19 protein-coding genes are annotated in these 17954 nt (G+C 58.1%); 7 read left to right on the top strand and 12 right to left on the bottom strand.

Features of this window, described 5'->3' with window-relative positions; all coding sequences use genetic code 11:
* Window positions 1-55: 55 nt before the first annotated feature.
* The 3 genes from GAO09_RS02065 to GAO09_RS02075 form a co-directional block, all read right to left on the bottom strand.
* Complete coding sequence (locus GAO09_RS02065; RefSeq protein WP_153352384.1) at window positions 56-904, bottom strand: C40 family peptidase; 849 nt, start codon at window positions 902-904, stop codon at window positions 56-58.
* A 6-nt stretch (window positions 905-910) separates the two neighbouring features.
* Window positions 911-1261, bottom strand: a complete 351-nt coding sequence (locus tag GAO09_RS02070; RefSeq protein WP_153352385.1) for a MarR family transcriptional regulator — start codon at window positions 1259-1261, stop codon at window positions 911-913.
* 96 nt (window positions 1262-1357) lie between these two features.
* Window positions 1358-2755: a leucyl aminopeptidase family protein gene (locus tag GAO09_RS02075; RefSeq protein ID WP_153352386.1), complete on the bottom strand. Its 1398-nt coding sequence runs from the start codon at window positions 2753-2755 to the stop codon at window positions 1358-1360.
* 126 nt (window positions 2756-2881) lie between these two features.
* Here GAO09_RS02075 and GAO09_RS02080 point away from each other — a divergent pair, with 126 nt between their 5' ends.
* Window positions 2882-3730 (top strand): tetratricopeptide repeat protein, encoded by an 849-nt coding sequence (locus GAO09_RS02080; RefSeq protein ID WP_153352387.1) that lies wholly within the window; start codon window positions 2882-2884, stop codon window positions 3728-3730.
* A 98-nt stretch (window positions 3731-3828) separates the two neighbouring features.
* Here GAO09_RS02080 and GAO09_RS02085 read toward each other — a convergent pair whose 3' ends face one another.
* The 9 genes from GAO09_RS02085 to GAO09_RS02125 form a co-directional block, all read right to left on the bottom strand.
* A complete protein-coding gene (locus tag GAO09_RS02085) occupies window positions 3829-4809 on the bottom strand; it encodes a type II secretion system F family protein (protein ID WP_153352388.1) in 981 nt (326 codons plus the stop codon).
* Window positions 4810-4819: 10 nt separating this feature from the next.
* Window positions 4820-5833, bottom strand: coding sequence for a type II secretion system F family protein (locus tag GAO09_RS02090; RefSeq protein ID WP_153352389.1), 1014 nt, complete (start codon window positions 5831-5833; stop codon window positions 4820-4822).
* Between the two features lies 1 nt (window position 5834).
* Complete coding sequence (locus GAO09_RS02095) at window positions 5835-7316, bottom strand: TadA family conjugal transfer-associated ATPase (RefSeq protein ID WP_153352390.1); 1482 nt, start codon at window positions 7314-7316, stop codon at window positions 5835-5837.
* Window positions 7317-7348: 32 nt separating this feature from the next.
* On the bottom strand, window positions 7349-8632 hold the full coding sequence (locus tag GAO09_RS02100; RefSeq protein WP_338015041.1) for a CpaE/TadZ family protein: 1284 nt from the start codon (window positions 8630-8632) through the stop codon (window positions 7349-7351).
* A gap of 34 nt (window positions 8633-8666) precedes the next feature.
* Complete coding sequence (locus tag GAO09_RS02105) at window positions 8667-9356, bottom strand: CpaD family pilus assembly protein (protein WP_153352392.1); 690 nt, start codon at window positions 9354-9356, stop codon at window positions 8667-8669.
* Window positions 9357-9415: 59 nt separating this feature from the next.
* Window positions 9416-10891 (bottom strand): type II and III secretion system protein family protein, encoded by a 1476-nt coding sequence (locus tag GAO09_RS02110; protein ID WP_209018572.1) that lies wholly within the window; start codon window positions 10889-10891, stop codon window positions 9416-9418.
* On the bottom strand, window positions 10888-11676 hold the full coding sequence (gene cpaB, locus GAO09_RS02115; protein WP_153352393.1) for a Flp pilus assembly protein CpaB: 789 nt from the start codon (window positions 11674-11676) through the stop codon (window positions 10888-10890). Before cpaB ends, GAO09_RS02110 begins: the two co-directional genes overlap by 4 nt.
* Before the next feature lie 118 nt (window positions 11677-11794).
* A complete protein-coding gene (locus GAO09_RS02120) occupies window positions 11795-12310 on the bottom strand; it encodes an A24 family peptidase (RefSeq protein WP_153352699.1) in 516 nt (171 codons plus the stop codon).
* Window positions 12311-12430: 120 nt separating this feature from the next.
* Window positions 12431-12616 (bottom strand): Flp family type IVb pilin, encoded by a 186-nt coding sequence (locus GAO09_RS02125; protein WP_153352394.1) that lies wholly within the window; start codon window positions 12614-12616, stop codon window positions 12431-12433.
* 350 nt (window positions 12617-12966) lie between these two features.
* On the opposite strand from GAO09_RS02125, the gene GAO09_RS02130 reads away from it, so the two are divergent.
* The 6 genes from GAO09_RS02130 to upp all read left to right on the top strand — a co-directional run bounded on the left by GAO09_RS02130 (window position 12967) and on the right by upp (window position 17945).
* Window positions 12967-13404, top strand: coding sequence for a pilus assembly protein N-terminal domain-containing protein (locus GAO09_RS02130; RefSeq protein WP_410768017.1), 438 nt, complete (start codon window positions 12967-12969; stop codon window positions 13402-13404).
* 196 nt (window positions 13405-13600) lie between these two features.
* Window positions 13601-14230 (top strand): TadE/TadG family type IV pilus assembly protein, encoded by a 630-nt coding sequence (locus GAO09_RS02135; RefSeq protein ID WP_153352396.1) that lies wholly within the window; start codon window positions 13601-13603, stop codon window positions 14228-14230.
* Window positions 14227-14886, top strand: coding sequence for a TadE/TadG family type IV pilus assembly protein (locus GAO09_RS02140; RefSeq protein ID WP_324184962.1), 660 nt, complete (start codon window positions 14227-14229; stop codon window positions 14884-14886). The genes GAO09_RS02135 and GAO09_RS02140 overlap by 4 nt, the downstream gene beginning before the upstream one ends.
* A gap of 120 nt (window positions 14887-15006) precedes the next feature.
* The gene (locus tag GAO09_RS02145) at window positions 15007-16227 is read left to right on the top strand and encodes a phosphopentomutase (RefSeq protein WP_153352397.1); all 1221 of its coding nucleotides are present in this window, start codon (window positions 15007-15009) and stop codon (window positions 16225-16227) included.
* The gene (locus GAO09_RS02150; protein WP_209018573.1) at window positions 16227-17249 is read left to right on the top strand and encodes an adenosine deaminase; all 1023 of its coding nucleotides are present in this window, start codon (window positions 16227-16229) and stop codon (window positions 17247-17249) included. Before GAO09_RS02145 ends, GAO09_RS02150 begins: the two co-directional genes overlap by 1 nt.
* Window positions 17250-17315: 66 nt before the next feature.
* Entirely contained in the window at window positions 17316-17945 is a 630-nt protein-coding gene (gene upp / locus GAO09_RS02155) for a uracil phosphoribosyltransferase (RefSeq protein ID WP_153352398.1), read from the top strand.
* Window positions 17946-17954 lie beyond the last annotated feature (9 nt).

The following is a 17954-nucleotide window of genomic DNA, read 5'->3' on the forward strand; positions in this document are numbered from 1 at the left end:
TCATCGATGCCATAGCGGTCGCGCCACGTTCACGTGATCGCTGTCCGCCCGGCGATCAGAGAATGCGGCGATAACCGGTGGGCTGTTCGTAAAGCCAACCGATACGTTTGACGGCCGCCTCGAAGTTTTCGCGCGCCACCGTCATCGTGTGGCCATTGGCATGCAGAAGCGTTTCGGCATCCTCCATGATGCCGACATGGCCTTTCCAGAAAACGAGATCTCCACGGCGCAAGTCTTCACGCGTAATCGCGGTACCGACCTTGGCCTGCATGTCGGTGTCACGCGGAAATTTCCTTCCCGCCATCATCAGCGCAAGCTGGGTCAGGCCCGAACAATCGATGCCGGTGCCGGAACGGCCGCCCCAGAGATAGGGCGTTTCGATGAAGCGTGTGGCAGCGGCTACATAGTCATCAAGATCCTCTGCAATCGGCTGGCAGTGGCTTGACATCACAGCCATGCCATCTGCGAGCACATGGTAATGATTGCCACGGGTTTCCGCCTTACCGACAATCTTCAGGCGACTGCCCATGGAAAGGACCGCGACATGCGGCTTGCGCAGTTCCGGCTCGGGATAGAGAAAACTGCGCGGAACGATGATGCGATGGGTCGGGGCATCGACCGGTCCGATATGCGTTTCGGGAAGGTATCCGACATAACCATCTTCATCCGCCTTCACCCAGGCCCAGCCGTTAGCACGATCGAAGACCTGAACGGTTTCGCCAATCAGCAATTCGGTATCGATGCCGCGCGCAGGATCGGGTGCCGGGCGCAGCGCCGCTATCGGCACGGTGATCTGTGCCGGTTCACCCGAAACGAACCGTTCAGCCTCGACCTGGCCCTGCAAGGTCACATCGGCGAGGTCGGGACGGAATGCATGGAGACGACGGTCGAGCGTGCTGGTCATGGTGCCTCAGACATTGAGCTTGCGGCCCTCGCCAATGACGAGGTCGCCGAATTTTTCCAGATAAAGCGCCCCGGCCAGCGTGCGCTTTATGACGACATTACGACGATCCCTGTCATCACGCACGCGGTCTATCAGCGTCATCGCGCCCATCGTATCGAGCGCGCGGGTAATGACCGGCTTGGTGACGCCAAGCGTTGCCGCAAGCCCCCGCACCGTATGCGGCGGCGGCACCATATAGACGTGCAACAGGATCGACAGTTGCCGCAGCGTCAGGTCCGGTTCGTCACGACGCACCTGTTCCAGCGTTACATTCTGCCACAGGCCCAGCGCCTCACTGGCCGTCATTTCTACAGGCATGCCTACTCCAGACCTCAGGGCATCCACTTTCCGCGCAAATGAAAACGGGCGCAAGAGAGCGCCCGTCCACATGGTTTATCGCCTTCTCTTTCCGAATCAGGCCTTTGTGGCGATTTCACGGATGTGAGTGTAAAGCGCGCGAATAGCCTGTGCTTCACCGCCAACGGGCGCATGCGGGCGCTCCGCCGGGCACCAGCCATAGATATCGAAATGTGCCCAGCTTTTGGCCTGCGAGACAAAACGCTTCAGGAAGAGGGCCGCGGTAATGGCGCCGGCCATGCCACCACCCGGCGCATTGGTGATTTCGGCTGCGCGGGAACGGATATCCTTTTCATAGCCCTTGAAGAGCGGCAGGCGCCAGATCGGGTCGTCGGCTTGCGCACTTGCCGCAGGGAGAGCAGACGCCAGCGCCTCGTCATCGGTGAAGAAGGGCGGCAGATCGGGACCGAGCGCCACACGGGCAGCACCCGTCAGCGTCGCCATGTCGATCATCAGGTCCGGCGCGTCCTCATCGGCATAGGCCAGTGCATCGGCAAGAACCAGGCGGCCTTCGGCATCGGTATTGTCTATCTGCACCGTAATACCCTTGCGGCTGCGATAGATGTCGCTCGGGCGAAAAGCATTTGCCGAGATGGAGTTTTCGACGGCCGGCACCAGCACGTGCAGATCGACATCGAGGCCGGCATCCATGATCATCAGCGCCAGCGCCAGAACATTGGCGGCACCGCCCATATCCTTCTTCATAAGCAGCATGGAAGCGGCCGGCTTGATATCGAGGCCACCCGTATCGAAGCAGACACCCTTGCCGACCAGCGTGATGGTTTTGGCGCCCTTGCGGCCCCAGCGCATTTCGAGCAGGCGCGGAGCCTGCGCGCTGGCGCGACCGACCGTGTGGATCAGCGGAAAATTCCGGGCCAGCAGATCTTCACCGACGATGGCCGAGACCTCCGCATCATAATGCTTGCCGAGCGCGCGGAAAGCCGCTTCGAGGTTTTCCGGCCCCATGTCGTTGGTCGGCGTGTTGATCAGATCGCGCGCAAGGAAGACCGCTGCAAGCTGGCGATCGAGATCGGCGGCATCGACATCCTGTCCAAGGGCAAGCTTTGCCTCCTGCGGCTTGTCCTTCAGGTAGCGGTTAAAGGAATAGCTCCCTAGACCGAAACCAAAAGCGAGCTTTTCGGCCGCAAGTGCGCTCGATTCGATATACCACTCCCCTGCCGGCAGCGAACGGGCCAGCTTGCCCGTCGCGTAGGGCGCATCGGCCGGCTCGCTGCCGAGGCCGAACAGCGCCGAGGCCAGTTCGCCGGATGCACCGGGCACCAGCAGGAAGGCACCTGATTCTGCCTTGAAACCTGCCGACCTTGCCCAGTTGCTCGCCTCCGTCGGCAGTGAACCGGCTTCCAGATCAGCGGGGGTTACCGCGTAGACAGGGCGGGAGGCGGCGGTTTTTGCGACAAAGGGAGAGGGGCGATCGGTGAATTGATAAGGGGACATGACTGCCTTCAGATGATGCTTAACGGTCTGTTAGGGTTAACAGACTATTGCTTGAGACAAGATTGCGCCACCCATGTTCGTAACCCTTTCAGTCGCAGGGGCGCCGGTTCTCGAGAGATTATCGCCATGCCCGCTTGCCTGTTCGTTTCCACCCACAAAAACCGCCTTGCCCGCACAGCAGCGCTGGTTCTCGTCACGCTTTCCGTTGCCGGCTGCAACAGCACCGGCCGCAACGCAGACCGCCTGACAACGGGCTCGATATCAAGCCAGAGCACGGCGCGTTCCGAATCCTTCGACGGCATGAATGCAGCTCAGCTTTCCGCAGCAGAACAGCGCATCGGCGCGGCTTATGAAAAGAGCCCGAAGGATCGCAATACCGGCCTGAACTACGCCAATATCCTGCGCATGACCGGCAAGGGAACGCAATCGCTCGCCGTCATGCAACAGGTTGCGATCGCCAACCCGTCAGATCGCGACGTGCTCGCGGCCTATGGCAAGGCGCAGGCAGCAGCCGGCCAGCTGGAGCAGGCGCTTAACACCCTTGCCCGCGCCCAGACTCCCGATCGGCCGGACTGGCGACTGTATTCCGCCGAGGGCGCGGTGCTTGATCAACTGGGCCGCTCGGAAGAGGCCCGTGCAAAATATCGCGATGCACTGGGCGCTCAGCCGAACGAACCGACCGTGGTCTCCAACATGGGCATGTCCTATGTGCTTTCGGGGGACCTGAAGACAGCCGAGAATTATCTTCGCAATGCATCCGGTCAGCCGACCGCAGACAGCCGTGTGCGCCAGAATCTCGCATTGGTCGTAGGGCTGCAGGGCCGCTTTTCGGAAGCGGAAGACATTGCACGCAAGGAGCTCTCGCAGACCCAGGCCGATGCCAATGTGGCCTATCTGCGCTCCATGCTGTCCCAGCAGAATTCGTGGGCGAAGCTCGCCGACAAGGACGGCAAGCCCAAAAAACAGACGAACTGAAGACACAGCTCTGATACACCAATACAAAATAACCCGGTTCCGCCATCACGGAACCGGGTTATTTCGTTAGCCTGTGCTTTTCGTTGTTCTGACTTGCGTCAGAAGCGGTCGGCGACCTGCATCATGGCCGGTCCGAGAATGACGGCGATCAGGACGGGCAGGAAGAACAGGATCATCGGAACGGTCAGTTTCGGCGGCAGGGCCGCAGCCTTCTTTTCGGCCGCGTTCATGCGTTCGTCACGGCCTTCCTGGGCCAGAACACGCAGTGCCTGCGACAACGGCGTACCGTAACGTTCGGCCTGGATCAGCGCCGTCGTCACCGCCTTGACGATATCGAGCTGGGTACGGATGCCGAGGTTTTCGAGCGCCACACGGCGATCCGGCAGGAAGGATAGTTCTGCCGTGGTCAAAACCATTTCCTCTGCCAGTTCAGGGGACTGGGCCGCCATTTCCTCTGAAACGCGGCGCATCGCGGCCTCGATCGATGTTCCCGATTCCACGCATATCAGCATGAGGTCGAGCGCATCGGGCCAGGCGCGCTTGATGGAAGCCTGCCGCTTGCCGATCCTGTTGCTGATGTAGATGTTCGGCGCATAAAACCCGATATATCCGACGACGATTGCCGCCAGCATACGGATGGCGAAAGAGTAATCCGCCAACTTGTCCAGGCCGAAAATATAAAGTGCGGCAAGGGCCAGAAACAGGAAGGGCAGAAGAAAGCGCGCGACGAGAAACATGTTCAGCGCATTGGCGGATCGCAAGCCCGCAGCCCTCAGCCTGTTGACGGTATTGTCGTCAACAAGTGCCTTTCGCAGGTTGAAACGCTCGACGATCTGCCGCACAGGCTGGTTGTTCTGGGCACGCAAACTGCCGCGCGACTGGTCCGCATTCATGCGCGAACGCTCGCGGGCGCGGATCATTTCGCGTTCGGTGGAGACCGCCTTCATGCGCTTGTTGAGATTGTCACCCTCGAGATAGGGGGCCGCCAGCGAATAGAATGTCGCAAAGACAGCCACTGCCACCAGCACGGCGATCAGCATTGTGGGGTCTGTCAGGGTGGCTGCAAGTTCCGACGACATTATCGCGACCTCATATGTCGAAGTTGATCATGTTGCGCATGACGAAAATACCGATCGACATCCAGATGCCGGAACCGAGCATGATCAGGTGGCCGCGCGGATCGGTGAACAGATGTGCCATGTAATCCGGCGAGGTTATGGAAACGAGCGTGGCCACGATGAACGGCAAGGCGCCGATAATGACGGCCGATGCCTTGGCTTCCATGGACAGGGCGCTGACCTTGGCCCTCATCTTGCGGCGCTCGCGCAGGACCTTCGACAGGTTGCCGATGGCTTCGGAAAGATTGCCGCCGGCCTGGCCCTGCAATGCAATAACGATGGCGAAAAAGTTGATCTCCGACAGAGGCATTGTCTGCGCCATGCGGGCGCAGGCTTCGGGAATGCTCAGGCCGACCTGCTGCGATTCGATCACGCGACGGAACTCGCCCTTGACCGGCTCCTGGCCATCGCTGGCAATCAAGCGCATCGCATCGTTGAGCGGCAGGCCGGACTTGATGGAACGGACCATCACATCAAGCGCATTTGGAAACTCTTCAAGAAATTTGTTCTGGCGGCGTTTGACGACGTAGCCTACCACCCAGCGCGGCAGGCCGGCACCGGCCACGAAACCGGCACCGAGCGCTGCGTAGATCGGCAGGCCGAAGACGATCATGATCAGCGACAGAAACAGGGCGAGACCAACGCTGATCATGTAAAACTGAGGTACAGTCAGCGACAGACCGGATTGCGCCAGCCTGCTCTTAACGCTCTTATCCGCTCTCTTGCGGGAATCTTCCTGCTGCTTCTTTTCCAGCTCTTTCAGAGAGTCCTGTACCGACTTGCGGCGTTTCGACATCTCCTGCACCCGGTCACGTGCGGCTTTGACACGTCCCATGTCCGTCTCTGCCGCCTTGACGCGATTGAGACGGGTGGCGGTCTTTTTCTCCGCTTCGAGTCGACCGAAGAGAACACCGTAGGCTACCGCTCCCGCCGCGATGGCGACAAGAGCGACGACGCCCAGCATCATGGGATCCAGACCGAACATATCAAGCCGACTTCTTTTCCATCTCGTCCAGCGCAGCGGCCAGACGACGATCCTCGTTGAAATAGCGGGCACGATCCCAGAAATGCGGTTTGACGATGCCGGTCGACATGTGACGGCCGATCAGGCGGCCATTCGCATCTTCGCCTTCGATCTCGTAGCGCATCAGATCCTGGGTGATGATGACATCGCCTTCCATGCCGATCACTTCGGTGATGTGGGTAATACGGCGCGAACCGTCACGCAGACGGGCGGCCTGCACGATGACGTCGATCGAGCCGGCGATGATTTCGCGCACGGTCTTGGCCGGCAGCGTGAAACCGCCCATGGCGATCATCGATTCCATACGGCTGAGGCATTCTCGCGGGGTGTTGGCGTGGATCGTACCCATCGAACCGTCGTGACCGGTGTTCATGGCCTGCAAGAGGTCAAAAACCTCCGGTCCGCGCACTTCACCTACGATGATACGTTCAGGGCGCATACGCAGGCAGTTCTTGACGAGATCACGCATGGTGACCTCGCCTTCGCCTTCGATATTCGGCGGGCGGGTTTCAAGACGCACGACATGCGGCTGCTGCAGCTGAAGTTCGGCCGTATCCTCGCAAGTGATGACACGCTCGTCGACATCGATATAACCGGTGAGGCAGTTCAGAAGCGTGGTCTTACCCGAACCGGTACCGCCGGAAATGACGACGTTGCAGCGGACGCGGCCGATAATCTGCAGGACAGTGGCGCCTTCCGGGCTGATCGAGCCGAACTTGACCAGCTGATCGAGCTTGAGCTTGTCCTTCTTGAATTTACGAATGGTAAGAGCCGGCCCATCGATGGCGAGCGGTGGGGCGATGACGTTGACACGCGATCCGTCCGGCAGACGGGCGTCGCAAATCGGCGACGATTCATCAACACGACGGCCAACCTGGCTGACGATGCGCTGGCAGATCGACAAAAGCTGCTGGTTGTCACGAAAGCGGATTTCCGACTCAATTGTCTTGCCGCCGACTTCGATAAAGGTCTGGCCGGAACCATTGACCATAATATCGGCGATGTCGTCACGCGCCAGAAGTGGTTCCAGCGGGCCGTAACCGAGAACATCGTTGCAGATATCTTCGAGCAGTTCCTCCTGCTCGGAGATCGACATCGCAAAATTCTTGATGGTGATGATGTCGTTGACGATGTCGCGGATTTCTTCGCGTGCGCTCTCACCATCCAGCTTTGCGAGCTGCGACAGATCGATCGTGTCGATAAGGGCCGAGAAAACCTGGCTCTTGGTGTCGTAATAACCCTCGGTGCGGTTTTGGCGCTTGCGGGCGGCAGGCGGCGGCGCGACCGGTGCACGCGTGATGGTATTGGTCGGGCTTTCGGCCAGAACCTCGGGAACGCTGGGGCGCACGGCTGCCGGCTCCGACTGAGCAACAAGTGGCGGCACAACCGGCGGCGGGCTGCTGCCCGCCTTGCCAAAGCCTTCGTTTCCGCGTTTTCCAAACATTCTACGATCCAGTCGTTACGACGTGTTACAGATCAACCGCGACGGAAGCGGCCAAGCACATTGCCAATGCCGCCTTTCTTGGCGCGTTTGACCGCAGCCCTGCCGGTGACGATGTGGGAGATCTGGGAAAAGGTTTCGGCTGCGGCCGACTTGGGATCGACCTCGGCAATCATGCGGCCACTGTTTGCTGCATTGCCGAACAATTGCGTATCGAACGGAATGATGGCGATCGGCTGCAGTTCGAGCGGCTCGACAAAATCCGCCGGAGCGATTTCCGGTCTCTTCAGCATGCCGACCTGATTGAGGACAAGATGCGGCGGGCGGTCATTGGGCCGCAATTTCTTCAACGCATCCAGCATGTTCTTGGTATTTCGCAGATTGGCAAGATCCGGAACCGCCGTGATGACGACTTCATCGGCCTCGGCCAATACTGAACGCGTCCACTCCGACCAGGCATGCGGTACGTCGAGAACAGCAACGGGAGCCGTCCGCTGCAAGACTTCCATGACCGGGCGGAATGCCGCACTTTCGAAATCATAGGCACGATCAAGCAGCGACGGCGCGGACAATAGCGACAGATGCTGCGAACATTTGGTCAACAGACGATCAAGAAACACCTCGTCCAGTCGCTCGGGCGCAAATACTGCCTCGGCGATACCCTGGGCCGGATCCTGGTCGAAATCGATATTGGCGGTGCCATAGGCCAGATCGAGGTCGGCGAGAATGGTTTCGGTCGAAAACAGCGACGAGATGCCGAATGCGCAATTATGGGCAATGGTCGACGAACCGGAACCACCCTTGGCACCAATGAAAGCGATCGATTTTCCCAGTGGCTCGGCATCCGGATCGACAAAAATTGCCGAAACCGCACCCAACAGGTCTGCCATCGAAACCGGCGCAACCATGTATTCCGAAATGCCGTTGCGGATAAGATCGCGATAAAGGCTGATGTCGTTGTAACGTCCAATCAGGATGACACGCGTCGACGGATCGCAGACTTGGGCCAGTGGAGCCAGTTCCTGCAGAAGGTTACGAGGCTCCGCCTGGGTTTCCAGAATGATGAGGTTAGGCGTGGGTGCCTGCGAGAACATCTGCGCCGCCGCATCGACACTGCCGCTGGTGATGCGCAGATTGACCTTTGCCATGCGGCGATCGTTGGCGAGGCGCTCCATGACACGGTGCAGGCCGTCGCTTTCACAAAAGACATGGATGGAGATGCGCGGCAGCGGCCGCATCATTTCGAGTTCAGACTCGCGCGTTGGCTCGTCTTCGGCCTGTGCCGAAGCCGAATTAACGCGATATTCCACGGACCCAATCATATTTTGGTCTCCCTCGTGACGCTCTTCGTCATCAATCGCCCATATCCTTCAGCTCGACATAGGCATCGCGATAGCGATCCATCGCCTTGCCCCGCTGCTCAGCATCCGGAGGCGTCATGCGGCGCGGTCCCAAAAGGTCATGCGGGTTGGCGATCTGAGCCGCGAGGTTACGTTGGCTGGCGCAGCCGAAGTTGTAATAATTGTCGTTCTGGCTGGTATTCAGCGTCATGTCCGCCGGCCATTCGCCGCACGGGCTGGTCTGAGCCGTCACGGCGCTGTAAGTCAGCCTAAGCGGCGCCGGCTCACCCGGACCCGCTGCGAAATTCACATGCAGGATCTTGCTTTTCGGCACGCCCATGCGGACCATGAGGCGACGGACCTCACCGGCTGCGGATGCTGCGGCGCCGTCATTGATCGAGCCTTTCGGCGTCATGATCTGAATGATCCCCGTCGATGCGCGGCGATACTCGTCCACGAAACCGGCGATAACCTCACGCTGTCCACGCGTCAGGCCGTCGTCGCTGCGGGCAACCGGAATATCGATGGACTTCTGGCCTTCGGCAACCACGATCGGATGACGGGTGCGATAGTCATCAGGTACGGATCCCGTGACGACGCGATCAGCGCAACCGGTCACAAGGATCGCCACGCCGAGAGCGGCGGCAACAACTGGAAGACGGCCTGCAAAAGCTGCGGGTGAAAAGGTTCTGGCCTTGGTCATGGATCGGCGTCTTTCCTGTGCGCTGCCTGCCGGGATGATTGGAGTGAAAAGCTTCTCGGTCATTTGTAAATGAACCCGACATTGCCGTGATAAGGTTCGCTCGGTGGTGCCGTCTCCCGGCGACCGTAGATCTTGTTTACGTGGCCGAGAAACACGCTTGCGGCATCGCTCGCCGGATTGAAATTGTCGTCCGGACGGGAGAGTTCGTTGCGCGCGACCGGGCGAACGAGATAGGGGGTGGCGATGATGACGAGTTCCGTCTCCGTGCGCTCCAGTGCCTTTTGGCGGAAAGCAGCACCAAGGACGGGAATTTTCGACGCACCCGGCGTGCCGTCCATGGTCTGTTGAATATCATCCCGGATCAGGCCGGCCAGCGCAATCGAACCACCGGAGGGAAGCTCCAAGACGGTTTCCGCTCTGCGTTTGCGGTACTCCGCCCCACCCGTTGCATTCGCGATCGGCTCGGACACCGTGGTCTGAATACGCAGGCTGATACGACCAGACGACAGGACCGTCGGCGTAAAGCCAAGGCCGATACCGTATTCGTAAGGGGTAACGGTGGTCACGCCATCGACGCCCGTGGTGGTGTAGAGTTTCTCACCACCGGAATTGAACGTGGCAGACTGACCGGAAATGGCGGTCAGTGTCGGTTCTGCGAGCGTACGGATGGCGTTGGCCCGTTCCAGAGCGCTCAGAACCATCTGGATGCTAAACTTGCCTATATTGCCGCTGACACCTCCGACAATGCCATCGGCATCAGTCACGGCCCGCAATACGTTCAGACCGGAACCGGAAGCCGACGCATCACGCTGAAAGACATTGTCGAAACCAAGCTGCTTGACCACTTCGCGACGGATTTCCGCAACGGTGATCTTCAGTGTCACCTGATCCTCACCTTCGACGGTGAGCAGGTTCTGAATCTGTGAATTCTGACGGCCTTCCGAAAAGATCGCGCGGTCACGTGTTGTGGCCTCGCCGCCCTTGAGGAAGATATCGGCAAGCTGTGCCGCTTTTGCGGCATCCTGCGGCGTTCTGACATTCCCCGTCAGGATGATGTTGTCGGAAATGATCTCGACCTTGATGCTGGAATCCGGCAGGAAACGACGAAGATTTTGCTCAAGGCCGGAAATGTCACGTTCGATTTCGAGGTCCAGGCTGACCACCTCTTCTCCGTTAGGTCCGAAGATGAAGATATTCGTCTGGCCGACCTTCTTGCCGAACAGGTAAATACGGCGCGAGGTGCGGGTGACGGCATCGGATACGGTCGGGTCTGCGACCAGAATATCGTGTGCATCCGTCGGGAGATCAACGACAACAGCCTTGTTGAGACCGACTTTCAGACGGCGATGAGCCCCTTTGCCGGTATTGCTGATGCGGATGATACTATCCTTGGAACTCTGAGCTGCAGCCGGTGTAAAGCCCGACATGCCGGAGCCGATCGGAAAACCTGAAAAGGCAATGCAGAATGACAGGCCCGCCGCCGCAGATGTGCGGAGTTTTTTCTTGAAGCTAACCACCTGAGCGTTCCTGTTCATTGTTGTACTGCCTGCTTGCCGGTAACGATCTGACCGGATTTGATGACCTGGACCTGCCCTTTGTCGCCGCCGGCGAGAAGATAATCGGGGACCGTCGTATCCGGCTCCTGTGCGTCGGCAACCGAGCGCAGAGCCAAGGTCAACCGGCTGGCCATCTGCTGTGCAACGGAAATCACCTTGGTCTGATCAGGCGTGAGTTCCAGCGTTGCAGTCGTACCGATCACCGCCTTGGAACCGTCTTCGTTTTCCTGAATCTGCTGATCGATCGCCAGCACGCGGACGTTGCTGAGAATCTCTTCGGTACGGAACGCGTCGTCATCGCCCTTGCGCACCATGATGACATCGACGCGATCATTCGGCAGGACGAAACCGCCTGCGCCGGTGGCAACAGATATTTCCGTTGCCACAGCGCGCTTGCCGGCAGGCAGCAGCGAGGACATGATACGGCTGGAGGAATCAGCTACTTTTTCAGCGCGGACCGGCTCGCCTTCGAACAGCGGCAGACGCACCACGGAACCGCTCAGCTCAGCGATGGCCTCGGGCCGCTCTCTATTCGTGATAAGTCCTTGGACAACGCCGCTCTCGGGCCATTCTGCCCATCGCAACGATTCCTCGTTCAGCCTGCTTCCGACCGGAAGATTAGCCGCAGAAACGAGAACGTTGACGGTTGGAGCCTGGCGGACGATTTCCTGAACGGTACCACCGCCCATTTGCATGGCCAGCAAGCCGGCCAATCCGGCTGCGACAACAGCAACTGTGAGGATGATTATACGGGCGGGTTTCATGGCGGTTTCCTGAAGGACTACTTAAGTCTTCGCGAAGAATGGCCGCCAATGGTGTAATTATGGTTAATGAGGGACTTACAATTTCGGTTAACGTCCCGTTTCTGAAGTAAAACCGAAGTTAACCCGCCTGACGCATCGCGATTGCAACGATAGGTGCATATTCGTAGGTGATGAAACCGGCCACAGCGATCGCGATCCCGTATGGGATCTTATTGGCGGTGGTCAAAGACGTCGGGAGAGCGACACCCATCGCCAAAACCGAATTTGCGTGGGCACGGATCATGAGGATGGCAATCGTCAGCACACCTCCAAGGAAAGCAGTCGCGACGACAAAAATCAGCAGTGACTGGTTGAAGCCGAACCAGCAGGCAGCAGCCGTCAGCAACTTGGCGTCGCCGCCACCCATGACATTGGCGGCAAAAAGCGAAAAGCAAACTGCGAAGACCGCCAAGCCGGCGACAAGGCTCATACCGATTTCCGGCCAGCCAAGGCCGATAAACGGCGCCAGCACGAAAAACGTGACCAGGAGAATGGCCGGAATGGCGTTGGGGATTGTCATTCGCGTCAGATCGCTGATCGCGGCCAGAGCCAGACCTGCAGGTAGGGTGCACAGAACCAGATACGCGACAATCATGCTTGCCATAACATCCCTCAGGCCGAGCGATACGCCGGCATCACCGGCTTTCAAAAACAAACGAAGCCGCCCTTTCAGGCGGCTTCGCGAAGATATCAGCGAGCAGAGTAAGCCAGTGGCTTACTTGACGCCGGCCGCTGCAGTGTTCATCTTCGTCGAGATGTTGCTGAACGTGGTGTTCAGAGCGCCACCGAGGGTGGTTGCACCAGCGATCAGGGCGACGGAAATCAGGGCTGCGATCAGGCCATACTCGATGGCGGTCGCACCAGATTCGTCTTTCATGAAACGAGCAAAAATCTTGGACATTCTTCTCTCCTAATTCTACGTTGTTCTTCAGCACTACCGACAACTGTTGTCCGCTGTTCGGATGAGCAGAAACTACTCGCTGGCGATTTCAATCCGCTTAACGAAAGCAGTTACCAGACAATTAATTCTTCAATGCCAACAGCTTGGTAAACAACACGGAAATAAAACGGTGAAGATGCCGCATGAATTTTGGTCTCTTATATTCCAGGAGAACATGCATTTTCGGCAGGTCGCTATATTACGAAATACTATCATATTGAAGCAGACTTCCGTGAAGCCCCGCGCCTTGTAATACTATCGCTCCAACAGTGGCACGAGATTAACCGGCCATTCACCATTCGCGATCATGCTTGCGCCAACTCGCACGCGTAAAGGCGGTTTTGAATATGTCGCGCATTACTACCCTTGTTTTATCAATTGCCTTTTCCCTTTCTTCGGCGCCTTTGGTTCGAGCCGATGATGGCGACATCCTGCGGGTTTATATGAATCACGCGCGCGTGCTGAAACTCGACCGGCCGGTGGCAAAGGTTATTGTCGGCAATTCCGCAGTGGCTGATGCAACCGTGGCTGATCCGAAGACAATTGTCCTGACAGGACGCAGCTTCGGCACGACCAATCTCGTCCTTCTGGACAAGGACGGCACCGCGATCGCAGACGAGCGCGTTCTCGTATCCATCGATGAAGGCAATACGGTTCGCATGTTCCGTCAGACGGATCGCTCGATCCTTTCCTGCACGCCCAATTGCGAGCAGCACTCCGACCTCAAGGCAAATAGCAGCCGACCCTGATATAGTCTAACGGGACATTCGAATGTCCCGTTATGGTGCTTGATGGATCCGCGCAGGACCGGACCTGAAGTGAAGCGCAATGAGGGCAGCGATTCACGTCGATACACATCGATCGAACTGTCCATAAACCCGCAACCAAATTTCAACACAAGAACCTTACCATCCCGCGCATCCGAATTATGTTTTGCGTGTGGACATGTGCACAGATCGTCATACCGAAGAACAAGGTCCTCCGAAGACCCGATCAAGAAAAAGACCTATCTTTCGCCGATTCGCACGTTCACAGGATGGTGCAGCCGCGATCGAATTTGCGATTCTGGCACTTCCCTATTTCCTGATCGTCTTTGCCATTCTGGAAACATTTATCGCCTTCATCGGCGAACAGGTGGTCTCCAACGGCGTCGAGGTCATGGCCCGAAAGGTGAGAACCGGTGAAATCCGGTCCACCTCTGCGAATGACCCTGCTTTCAAGGCCACTTTCCGGACCGCGTTCTGCAACGAGATTTCAGTTATGATCTCATGCTCGGCGGAAGAGATTGCCACCCCCAAAAGGCTTTATATCGATCTTCGGTCGTTCAGCAGTTATGCCGATATTCCAACCGCGGTACCGAGACAATCCTCGGCGCAATATGCTGACCTGAAGACTTCGGACTTCGGCTACTCTCCAGGCGGGGCCAAGAGCATCAATATGCTGCGTGCCTATTACCGTTGGCCTGTCCTGACCGATCTCGTGCGCCCCATGCTGACGAGCGTGCGCTCTTCAGACGGTACCGGTGACTTCCTGATCGTCGCAACAGCAACATTCCAGAACGAGGATTACCCGTGAGCGACACCTTGCCGGTGGCTGCAGTTGACCACAATCACGCCACGCCTCCCATTTGCGCGAAGAAGATGAAGCATTCAGGCGTTTTTCTGCGTTTTCGCGATTATCTTCGTGATCGGCGCGGTGTTGGTGGCGTTGAATTCGCCATTCTGGCACCGATCCTCATCGCCACCTATTTCAGCTGTTTCGAGTTGACGATCGGCTTCAGCTTCGCAAAACGCGCAGCTCGAGCAACAGGTACGGTCGGCGACCTTGTGGCGCAGCAGTCCACGGTCAATAAAGCGTTTCTCACGACCATGACCAATGCCGCGAAAAGTATTTTCGCGCCCTATGATGTCGATGGACTGACGGCGACCGCAAAAAATCCGCTGAACCTTAAGATCACCGGTATTCAGATCGATGATGCCGGCACTGCAAAGGCTCTTTGGTCCTGGCAGCGAACCGGCTCCGCTCCTTATACGGCGGGCTCTTCCGTTACCGTCCCGAAGGAACTGAAGATCGCCGGTACATTTCTGATACGCACGGAGCTGACGGCATCCTATCCCCTCATGCTTTTCCTGCCAACGACCTTCTCCCCCGAAAACCGCGCGATCTCGATGAACCGCGAGATTTTTTACCAACAGAGAACGGGTGACAAGATTACCTGCAGCGATTGCTGATCAGACCGATATCACGGACAAGGCCCGTGCCTTTGCCAACTCGAACGTCAGGCTGTATGTAGCGACAATCATACCGGATCGCCGACGAGGCGTCCGGTGCTACAGCTGCCGGAGGATCGATTGGCGCGCGCTTTCCTTTTCGTTCTGGATTCCTTTGGCGTCGGCGGCGCCCGCGATGCCGCAAAATATAATGACGAAGGCGCCAACACGCTTGGCCATATTGCGCAATTTTGCGCGGCAGGTGCAGGCAACCATGCCGGCCTGAGAGAAGGCCCCCTGAAACTGCCGAACATGTCCTCTCTCGGCCTGCTGCATATCGCCAAGATGGCAAGCGGCGAGTTTCCAGCTGGAATGCCCATCCCGGAGCGGGTTTTTGGACTGCATGGTGCCGCAGGTGAAGTGTCTCGCGGCAAAGATACGCCATCCGGTCACTGGGAGATTGCCGGCACGCCCGTCATGTTTGACTGGGGCTATTTTCCAGCCGAGGGAGATGCTTTTTCCGAGGAACTGGTCACGGCGATCTGCGAGGAAGGCCGCGTACCGGGCATTCTCGGAAATTGCCATGCCTCCGGCACCGATATCATCCTCAAACATGGCGTGGAACATATCCGCACCGGCAAGCCGATCTGCTACACCTCAACCGACTCCGTGTTCCAGATCGCCGCACATGAAAAATACTTTGGCCTGGAGCGGTTGCTGGAACTGAGCAATACCGTCAGAAGGCTCCTCGATCCGCTCAATATCGGCAGGGTCATCGCGCGACCTTTCATCGGTGAAACGCCTTCGACATTCGAGCGTACAGGAAACCGTCGCGACTTTTCCGTACCTCCACCGGAAGACACGCTTCTTGACCGGCTTATCGCTGCCGAGCGCAAGGTTCTGGCCGTTGGCAAGGTGGGCGACATCTTTGCACATCGCGGCGTCAGCGAGGTCATCAAGGCCAATGGCAATAAGGCACTGATGGACCGGACGCTGGAAGCCATCGACCGGGCCGGACATGGGGATCTGGTGTTCACCAATTTCGTCGATTTCGACATGCTCTACGGACACCGCCGCGATGTTGCAGGCTATGCGGCCGCGCTGGAAGAGTTCGACAGGCGACTTCCGGAAGTGCATGCCAGAATGAAACCCGGCGACCTGCTGATCATGACCGCCGACCATGGATGCGACCCTACATGGCGCGGCACCGACCATACACGTGAACGCGTGCCGGTGATGGCGCTCGGCCCCGGGATACGTGCCCGCGATATAGGCATTCGCCACACCTATGCCGATATCGGTGAGACGATTGCCGCCCACCTTGGAATTGCATCCGGCAAATACGGACGGAGTTTTCTGTAATGGTATTTGAGACGGCGAACATGCTGAAGGCGGAAATTCATTGCCATATCGAGGGTGCGGCATCGCCGGAACTGACCTTGAGCCAGGCGCAAAAATACGTGGTCGATATCAGCAACATCCTGCGTGACGGCAAATATGTCTGGTCGGATTTTGCCGAGTTTATCGTCTGTTACGATGCAGTGGCATCGCTGTTTCGCACGCAGGCGGATTATGCACTGCTGACAGAAACCTACATGACCGAACTTGCCTCCATCAACACGATCTACAGCGAGATCATCGTTTCGCCCGATCATGGTGACCGCATCGGCCTTGGCGCCGACGCCTATATCGCCGGCATCTGCGACGGCATTTTCGCCGCCAAGGAAAAGACCGGGATCGAGGCGCGTATCATCGTGACCGGCGAACGCCATTTCGGCGTCAACCGGGTGGTCGGTGCCGCTGAATATGCCATGCGGGCAAAAAATCCACTGGTGACCGGGTTCAACATGGCCGGCGAGGAACGCATGGGAAAGGTCGCCGACTACGCGCGCGCCTTCGATATTGCCCGCGATGCCGGGCTTGGCCTGACCATCCATGCCGGCGAGGTCTGCGGTGCCTTCAGCGTCAGCGATGCCCTGAACATCATCAAGCCATCGCGGATCGGACACGGCGTGCGCGCCATCGAGGACGAGAGCCTGGTGGAGCGGTTGGCGGAAACCGGTGTCGTACTGGAGGTCTGCCCGGGATCGAATATTGCTCTCGATGTCTATCCCGATTTCCAGGCGCATCCGCTGCGTCGCTTGAAGGATGCCGGTGTTCGGGTGACGATCAATTCCGATGATCCGCCATTCTTCAAAACCTCGCTTGCGCGGGAATACGACATCGCATCGAACGAAATGGGCTTTGGCCGCGAAGAGATCGATGCCATGACCCGAACGTCGCTGGAGGCTGCCTTTGTCGATGACGCGACACGTGACGCCCTGCTGGCACGTTTTGACGCATATGTGCAAACCGGTGTGAAAGCGGCGGTGAAAGACACGTGAACGCTTGGATTCCGTTTTCGTCCGTGACAGAAGAGGAAAACACCAACATTCCCGGAAGGCACTCCCATGAACGGCGTCACCGTCATTGACCATCCGCTCGTCCAGCACAAGCTCACCATCATGCGCAAGAAGGAAACCTCGACGGCCGGTTTCCGCCGGTTGCTGCGCGAGATTTCCATGCTGCTGTGTTACGAGGTCACGCGCGATCTCGAGCTGACACTCGAAACCATCGAAACGCCGATCACAGAAATGCAGGCGCCGATCGTCGAAGGCAAGAAACTGGTTTTCGTTTCGATCCTGCGCGCCGGCAACGGCCTGCTTGAAGGCATGCTCGAGCTGGTGCCATCGGCCCGCGTTTCGCATATCGGCCTTTATCGCGACCACGATACGCTGCAGCCGGTCGAATATTATTTCAAGGCACCGGACAGTCTCGACGAGCGCCTGATCATCGTCGTCGATCCCATGCTGGCGACCGGCAATTCTGCCATCGCTGCGATCCAGAAGCTCAAGGAACGCGGCGCGAAAAACATCCGTTTCCTTTGCCTTCTCGCCGCTCCAGAGGGCGTCAAGAATTTCCAGGAAGCCCATCCGGACGTGAAAATCTATACGGCCTCGATCGATAGCTACCTTAACGAGAAGGGCTATATCGTGCCCGGTCTCGGCGATGCCGGCGACCGTATGTACGGCACCAAATAAGCCGTCATG

Source organism: Endobacterium cereale (genome assembly GCF_009617585.1).
GTDB lineage: Bacteria > Pseudomonadota > Alphaproteobacteria > Rhizobiales > Rhizobiaceae > Neorhizobium > Neorhizobium cereale.